This is a genomic window from Rhodoplanes roseus (genome assembly GCF_003258865.1).
Lineage (GTDB): Bacteria > Pseudomonadota > Alphaproteobacteria > Rhizobiales > Xanthobacteraceae > Rhodoplanes > Rhodoplanes roseus.
Genome location: NZ_NPEX01000281.1, coordinates 1 through 7,338, shown reverse-complemented (window position 1 = coordinate 7,338; position 7,338 = coordinate 1). Strand labels below are relative to the sequence as shown.

8 protein-coding genes are annotated in these 7,338 nt (G+C 71.5%); 3 read left to right on the top strand and 5 right to left on the bottom strand.

The window, feature by feature from the left end; all coding sequences use genetic code 11:
- Positions 1-1,501 (top strand): S10 family peptidase (locus CH341_RS25780; RefSeq protein WP_111421832.1); only part of this gene is annotated, 1,501 nt, incomplete at its 5' end.
- A gap of 27 nt (positions 1,502-1,528) precedes the next feature.
- On the opposite strand, the gene speB is transcribed toward CH341_RS25780, so the two are convergent.
- A complete protein-coding gene (gene speB / locus CH341_RS25775) occupies positions 1,529-2,434 on the bottom strand; it encodes an agmatinase (RefSeq protein ID WP_111421831.1) in 906 nt (301 codons plus the stop codon).
- The gene (locus CH341_RS25770) at positions 2,431-3,000 is read right to left on the bottom strand and encodes a pyruvoyl-dependent arginine decarboxylase (RefSeq protein WP_111421830.1); all 570 of its coding nucleotides are present in this window, start codon (positions 2,998-3,000) and stop codon (positions 2,431-2,433) included. Before CH341_RS25770 ends, speB begins: the two co-directional genes overlap by 4 nt.
- Positions 3,001-3,178: 178 nt before the next feature.
- Between CH341_RS25770 and CH341_RS25765 the strand changes: the two genes are divergently transcribed.
- Entirely contained in the window at positions 3,179-4,024 is an 846-nt protein-coding gene (locus CH341_RS25765; protein WP_245431249.1) for an alpha/beta fold hydrolase, read from the top strand.
- 85 nt (positions 4,025-4,109) lie between these two features.
- Here CH341_RS25765 and CH341_RS25760 read toward each other — a convergent pair whose 3' ends face one another.
- The 3 genes from CH341_RS25760 to CH341_RS25750 form a co-directional block, all read right to left on the bottom strand.
- Positions 4,110-4,631 (bottom strand): GNAT family N-acetyltransferase, encoded by a 522-nt coding sequence (locus tag CH341_RS25760; protein WP_111421828.1) that lies wholly within the window; start codon positions 4,629-4,631, stop codon positions 4,110-4,112.
- Between the two features lie 88 nt (positions 4,632-4,719).
- Positions 4,720-5,526 (bottom strand): RMD1 family protein, encoded by an 807-nt coding sequence (locus CH341_RS25755; protein ID WP_111421827.1) that lies wholly within the window; start codon positions 5,524-5,526, stop codon positions 4,720-4,722.
- Positions 5,527-5,868: 342 nt separating this feature from the next.
- Entirely contained in the window at positions 5,869-6,519 is a 651-nt protein-coding gene (locus CH341_RS25750) for a carboxymuconolactone decarboxylase family protein (protein WP_111421826.1), read from the bottom strand.
- A 143-nt stretch (positions 6,520-6,662) separates the two neighbouring features.
- Here CH341_RS25750 and CH341_RS25745 point away from each other — a divergent pair.
- The coding region (locus CH341_RS25745) for a LacI family DNA-binding transcriptional regulator (protein ID WP_170149807.1) at positions 6,663-7,338 on the top strand (676 nt) is incomplete at its 3' end.

Here is a 7,338-nt window from a genome sequence, read left to right as displayed (position 1 = left end):
ACCGGCCCCGGACCGGCCCGCGGCCCGGCCGTCCGCCCGGCCGTCCACCCCGCCGGAGCGTCCGGCGGCGCAGTCCGGACGCGACGCCAATGCCCGCCGGCTGCCTTCCGATTCGACGACCGAGCACACCCTGGAGGCCGGCGGCCGCACCCTGCGGTTCAAGGCGACGGCGGGCTCGATCCCGTTGTTCGAGGGCGACGGCGGCCCGCTGCGGGCCGAGGTCGCCTATGTGGCCTTCACGATGCCGGCGGCCGGCCCCGACGCGCCGCCGCGGCCCGTGACGTTCCTGTTCAACGGCGGCCCCGGCGCCGCCTCGGCCTATCTGAACATCGGTGCCGTCGGCCCGTGGCGGCTGCCGCTCGACGGCGCCACCGCCTCGACCGCGCCGGTCCTGGTTCCCAATGCGGAGACCTGGCTGGACTTCACCGACCTCGTCTTCATCGATCCGCCCGGCACCGGCTACAGCCGGATCGTCGGCGATGATTCGGCCCGCCGTCACTTCTGGTCCGTCGACGGCGACGCCGAGGCGCTCGCCGTGGTGGTGCGCAAGTGGATCGACCAGAACGGCCGCCAGCGCGCGCCGAAGTTCCTGGTCGGCGAGAGCTACGGCGGCTTCCGGGTGCCGAAGCTCGCCCGCGCGCTCGCCACCCGCGAGGGAGTCGGGGTGCGCGGCCTGGTGCTGGTCTCGCCGGTGCTGGATTTCGCCATGCTGGGCCAGCGCCGCCATCTGCCGCAGTCCTGGGTGACGCTGCTGCCCTCGATGGCGGCGGCGGCGCTGGAGCTGAAGGGCGCCTACACGGCGGAGGCCCTCGCCGAGGCCGAGCGCTACGCCGCGACCGACTATCTGGCCGACCTGATGCGGGGCGAGCGCGACCAGGCGGCGGTGGACCGCATGACGACCCGGGTCGCCGCGCTCACCGGTCTCGACGCCGCGCTGGTCAAGCGCCTCGCCGGCCGCATCGACATGCGGACCTTCCAGCGCGAACTCTACCGCGACCGCGGCCTCGTCGGCAGCGCCTACGACGCCACCGTCACGGCGTTCGATCCGACCCCGTCGGCGGCGCAGACGCATTTCCCCGACCCGGTGCTCGACGCCACCAAGGCGCCGCTCGTCTCCGCCATGACCGAGCTCTATCGCGGGCCGCTCAAATGGAGCCACGACCAGCCGTACCGGATCCTCAACGACGAGGTGAACGGGCAGTGGAACTGGGGCCGCAGCCGCTCGTCCCCGCAGGTGGTGGACGAGCTGCGCACGATCCTCTCGGGCGACCGCGACGCCCGCCTGCTGGTGGTCCACGGGGCGAGCGATCTGGTCACGCCGTATTTCGCCAACAAGCTGATCCTCGACCAGCTCCCGGTCTACGGATCGCCGGAGCGCGCCGCCCTGAAGGTCTATCGCGGTGGCCACATGTTCTATTCCGAGGACGTGTCCCGGGCGGCGTTCCGCACCGACGCGGAGGCGTTCTTTCGCGCCGCACTGAAAGGCGGCGCCAAGCGGTAGGCCAGCCGCCTCGTCGGCCGGGCGAGCTCACCCGGCAGCGTTCTTGCCCATCAGCGCCAAGTACTCCCAGGCGACGGTGGCGGCGGCCAGGGCCGTGATCTCGGAGACGTCGTAGGCCGGCGCCACCTCGACCACGTCCATGCCGGCGAAGGCGATGCCGCCGAGCCGGCGCAGGATCGCCAGGAGCTGCCAGCTCGCCAGCCCGCCGACCTCGGGCGTGCCGGTGCCGGGCGCGAAGGCGGGGTCGAGCACGTCGACGTCGACGCTGAGATAGGCGGTGGCGTCACCGACGACGCTGCGGATCTCCTCGGCCACGGCGGCCGGCCCCATTTCGTGCACGGCTTCCGACGACAGGATCCGGACGCCGCGGGCGCGCGTCCAGTCCTGCACGTCGTTGTCCATCGGCGAGCGGATGCCGATCTGCACGGCCTTGTGCGGATCGACCAGGCGTTCCTCGATGGCGTGGAAGAACACCGAGCCGTGCGCGTATTTCTGGCCGAAATTGTCGGGCCAGGTGTCGACATGCGCGTCGAAATGGACGAGCGCCAGCGGCCCCGTCCGCCGGGCGAGCGCGCGCAAGAGCGGCAGCGTGATGCCGTGCTCGCCGCCGAGCGCGATCAGGTGATCGACGGAAGCCGCCTGCTTCTCGATCAGGCTCAGGCTCTTCTGGATGTCGCCGAGCGCGATGGAGAAGTCGCCGATGTCGGCGACCGGCAGAAGCGCCGGCTCGATGCGATGCACCGGATGGGCGCCGTCGACCAGCATGCGGCTGGCCCGGCGGATCGCGGCCGGTCCGTCGCGGGCGCCCGAGCGGTTGGTGGTGCCGACATCGAGCGGGATGCCGCCGATGCACCAGGCGGCGTCGCTCGCCGGCGCGGTCAGCCCGAGAAAGCTGGCCGGCAGCGCGAAGGTGGCGGGCGAGGAGCCGCTCATCCGAGCTGCTCGGCCGGTGTGAAGCGGAACACGGCGCAGGCGACCGCGCAGGTCCAGTCGCCGTTGTCGGCACCGGTGGCGGCGGCCGTCATCGACAGCGTGTCGACGATCAGCTCCGAGGTCTCGTAGAGCTTGCGCCGCTCGTCCCAGGCGGCGTTCGGGTCGAACTCGATGCCGAGCGTCGAGGCCAGCATGGTGGCGGCCAGATCCTCGGCGTAGTCGCCGGCCTGCTGCTCGGTCATGCCGTAGCCGTGGTGCTCCGAGATGTAGCCGTAGAGGGCCGGGTCCTTCGGCCGCGCCAGCCCGATCGAGGCGACGATGCGCCGGCCGGGCTCGTTGGTCTCCGCCCGCGCCATGACGCAGAACGTGATCTCGCCCGGCGCCAGCGTCGGCACCCCGGCCTCGCGCGGAATCAGCCGGCAGCGCGGCGGCAGGATCGACGACACCGTGACCAGGTTCTGCTGCTCGATGTCGGCGTCGCGCAGCGCGTACTCGAACGCCGTCAGCGGCTGCTTGTGGGTGCCCACCCCGTGCGTGAGGAACACCATGGTCGGAACCGGAAACATCGCGCCTCCTTGGCCCGGCTGGCCGGGGCAAGCGTGAACCACGTCGTCGGTGTTAAGGGATCACAATGACGCGGCGCCGACAACGCAGCCAATAACGGGCCGCACCTTACCTCCGAACCGCCGGCGCGTGACCGCTGTCGGTTAGGGTCGGTCTTCATGGACCGGGCGGAGGGCGATCGTGAGCGACGACCGAATCGACAGCCGCTTCGCCGAGGTCGACGGGCTTCGGCTGCATTATCTCGCGGCGGGCGAGGGCGAGCCGGTGCTGCTGTTGCACGGCTACGCCCAGACCAGCCACATGTGGCGGCCGCTGATCCCCGAGCTGGCCAAGAGCCGGACCGTGATCGCCCCCGACCTGCGCGGCTTCGGCGCGTCGGACAAGCCCGAGGGCGGCTACGAGAAGGCGTCGATGGCGCGTGACATTCACGCGCTTGCCGCCGCGCTGGGCTTCGGCCGCGTCGCCGTGGTCGGGCACGACATCGGCCTGATGGTCGCCTACGCCTATGCGGCGCAGTACCGCGACGAGGTCGAGCGGATCGCGCTGATGGACGCGTTCCTGCCCGGCGTCGGCGACTGGACGAGCGTCTGGCTCTTGCGCGACCTCTGGCACTTCCACTTCTACGGCAAGACGCCGCTGGCCCTGGTGGAGGGCCGCGAGCGCATCTACTTCGAGCACTTCTGGAACGATTTTGCCGCCGATCCGGCGCATTCGGTCTCCGAGGCGGACCGGCAGTTCTACGCGAGCGCCTACGCGCAGCCGGGCGCCATGCGTGCCGGCTTCGAGGTGTTTCGCGCCTTCGCGCAGGATGCCGAGGACTTCGCCGCATTCGCGAAGAAGCCCCTGTCGATGCCGATGCTGGTGCTGACCGGCGAGAAGGCGTCCGGCGAGGGCCTGATCGCCCAGGCTCGCCTCGTCGCCGACGATGTCGAAGGCGTGATCGTGAAGGGCTCCGGCCACTGGCTGATGGACGAGGCCCGCGACCAGGTCGTGCCGCGCCTGCTGGCGTTTCTCGGCCGACCCTGACCTGAGGCCGGTTCACCGGTCGAGGTGTCCCTCGCTCGCCCCGTGGGTGGCGGCGCAGAGCCGGCCACTGCGCATCGCAGCCGTTTCACTCCGCCGCCGAGAACGCCTCGTGCAGCTCGATGATGCCGGTCGGCGGGAGGCCGGCGAAGGGGAGGGCCTGGACGTAGCGGTCGGGGATGCCGGGGACGTGCAGGCCGCCGACGACCCGAAACCCGGTGCGGCCGTAATAGCCGGGATCGCCGACCACCAGGCAGCCCGCCGCGCCCCTGGTGCGCAGGCGGGCGAGCCCGTGGCGGATCAGGGCCGAGCCGATGCCCTGGTGCTGGCGGTCCGGCCGAACCGACAGCGGGCCGAGCACGAACCAGCCGGTGCCGGCGCCGTCCGGGCCGAAGATGTGCACGGCCGAGAAGGCCGCCTGGCCGACCAGGCCGGAGGCGTCCTGCGCCACCAGGGCGACGGCGGCGGCGCCGCTGCGCCACAGCGCGTCCATGATGAAGGGCTCGGTGCCGGAGGCGTGGGGCAGGCCGTGATAGGCCGCCGTGACGAGGGTGCGGACCGCGTCGGTATCGGCGTCGGTCTGGTCGCGAAAGAGGATCGATTCGAGCATAGCCCGTTCGTCATAGCAGCTACCGGCGCGAGGGGAAGAGGTCATCATGCAAGAGCAGGTTGCGGTGCGCCGGTCCGTCCCGCAGGCCTCAATGCGTGCTGCCGCGAACGAACAGCTCGTAGAAGGCGACCAGGACCTCCACGACGATCAGGGCGATGATGGTCACCTCGAGCCGCACGCCGCGCTCGGTGTCGATGATCTCGGTGAGGGCGTGCGCCGTGTCGTCGATCACGGCGAGCTTTCGGGCCAGCGAGGTGGCGCGCTCCTTGAGCTCGTACTCGTCGGCGAGGCGCAGCCACAGGCGCTCGAACTCGGGCTGGTCCCACAGGATGTCGGGCTTGTCCTCGATCTCGACGCGGCCGGCGAGCCGGTGCTGCACCTGCAGGGCCTGGCCGATGGTCTTGAGCATCTGGCGGCGGTTCGACGGCGTCTTGCCGGTGCGGGCGAGGGCGGCCGCGAACGGCTCCATCACCTCGATCACCTTGCCGACCTCGCGCTCGTCGCGCGACAGCGCCGCGTTCTTGGCCAGCACGTCGGCGATCACCAGGAGGCGCGGCGGGGTGAGGGCGCGGACCGCCACCGGGCCGCCCGGCACCACCTGGTCGTCCTGCTCGGGCGCGATCTCGACGACGGTCGATTCGTCCTCGATCCGCTCGTAGCGCCCGAACAGGCGCGGCCCGAGCGCCCGCAACAGCTCGTCCTCCTCGACCGGCGACAGGCCGACCAGCACGGCGACGCCGTAGCGGAACAGCACCGCGTAGCCGGCCGCGCCGGACCGGAAGGCGAGCGGCGTCGTCGAGATCAGGTCGCTGCGCTCCAGGCCGGCCGTGTCGATGCGGTCGCCGAGCAGCAGGGTCCGGGCGGTGAGGCGGGCCTTGGTCGTCGGCAGCGGCACGGGCGCGGCGGCGGGAGCGGAGACGGGAAGCGGAGCACGGTCTGGCATGCCCGCAGTATAGCAGGCCCAACGTGACGGAGAGGCAAGGGATGGGGTGGTCTGTTCGGACCAGCCTCGTGTCCCGGGCGCGGCGCGACGCGCCGTGACCCGGGACACGAGGGCGATCAGGCGAGGCTGTGCCGCGCAGCCCTGGGCCCGGGCTCGGCGGCACCTCGGGCCTGTGGCCCGACGCGCCTTGTCCGGGGCACACTGAGTCCGGAGCGGACGGTCCAAACGGCAGGGACCGCTTCATCGTCGCGGCAGCTCGGCCGCGCCTGCGTCCGCCGTCCGCCACCGCCCGCGTCACGCCGCGGTGGCGGGGCGGGCCTTGGACTTCGCCCAGTAGTCCGGGTCGGCCTTGGACTTTTGCAGCGCGTCGGCGGTCTCGAAGCCGGGGGCCATCGAGCCGTCCTGGCCGGCCAGGATCTGGTGGTGCTCGATGTTCAGGGTGCGCAGCCAGCGTTGCTGGCCCATCGTGGTCGCGATGAAGTAGCCGATCTCGACCAGCTCGGGCTCGGAGAAATGCGCGTGCAGCCGCGCCCAGAAGGCGTCGTCGGTCGGCAGATCCCAGGTGATCGCCTCGGCATAGGACAGCGCCGCCTTCTGCTTCGCGTCGTAGCGCGACGAGGCCTCGAAATTGATCAGGTCCATGTAGTCGGCCTCGACCAGCCCGGCCTTGGCGGACTTGATCGAGCGCTGGTTGCCGCAGAACTCGCACAGCACCGAGCGCGAGACGTAGACGCGGCAGAGCTCCTTGATGCTGTGGTCGGCGACGCCCTGGTGGAACACGTCGCGCCAGGTGTTGGCGAACGACCAGAACACGGCCGGCACGTGCGCCCGCACGGCCTGGCTCTCGGGACGCGGCGTACCTTCGCGGGCGCAGCGGTCCAGCTCCTCGAGCATGTCCGGATCCGTGATGGTAGCAGGGTCCACGTAGCTGATGCGGGGGGCCATCGGCGTTGTTCTCCTTGGGGCCAGCAAACGTTTGCAAGCGCATCTCGCCATATCCCGCTGGGCGAGTCAATCCACCGCGGGGCGAAACCAGGACACCTTGCTGCAATCGTTTGCTGATGCGATACCCAATACCGGAGGGTCCAATGGCCGCGCGAAAACCGACCGTCACGATCAAGCAGGTCGCCGAGGCGGCCGGCGTGCACTTCTCCACGGTGTCGCGGGCGCTCAGCCCGGCGACCCGGGCGCGCGTCAATCCGGGGATCGTGGCGCGCGTGCTGGAGACGGCGGTGCGGCTCGGCTACCGGGCCAATACGGCGGCCTCGAGCCTGCGCACGCGCCGCTCCCACATGGTGGGGCTGGTGGTGCCGGACCTCGCCAGCCTGCTTTTCCCGGCGATCCTGCACGGCATCGAGCACACCCTGCAGGAGCAGGGCTATCTGACCATCGTGGCCGACACGGCCAACGATCCCGAGCGGCATCGCCGCATCCTGTCCGCCATGATCGAGCGCCAGGTGGACGGCCTGATCCTCGCCTCGGCGACGCTGCACGACGCCGTGCTCGACGACTGGCTCGACGGCCCGGCGCCGATCGTGCTGATCAACCGCACCGACGACAGCGGCCGGGCGCCCGCCGTGCTGAGCGACGACCTGCGCGGGATCGGCCTCGCGGTCGAGCATCTGGCCGGCCTCGGGCACGCCCGCATCGGCCATGTCGCCGGCCCGCAGGCCTTGTCCACCGGCGCCATGCGGCGGCGCGGCTTCGCCGCCGCCGGCCTGGCCCTCGGCCGCCGCGCTCTGCCGGTCGAGGAGGCGGCGTCGT

What these genes read in the sequence shown, in the direction of transcription:
- speB (WP_111421831.1), bottom strand. Translation starts at nt 2,434, where the DNA reads ATGAGCGGCTCCTCGCCCGCCACCTTCGCGCTGCCGGCCAGCTTTCTC.
- CH341_RS25770 (WP_111421830.1), bottom strand. Translation starts at nt 3,000, where the DNA reads ATGTTTCCGGTTCCGACCATGGTGTTCCTCACGCACGGGGTGGGCACC.
- CH341_RS25760 (WP_111421828.1), bottom strand. Translation starts at nt 4,631, where the DNA reads ATGCTCGAATCGATCCTCTTTCGCGACCAGACCGACGCCGATACCGAC.
- CH341_RS25750 (WP_111421826.1), bottom strand. Translation starts at nt 6,519, where the DNA reads ATGGCCCCCCGCATCAGCTACGTGGACCCTGCTACCATCACGGATCCG.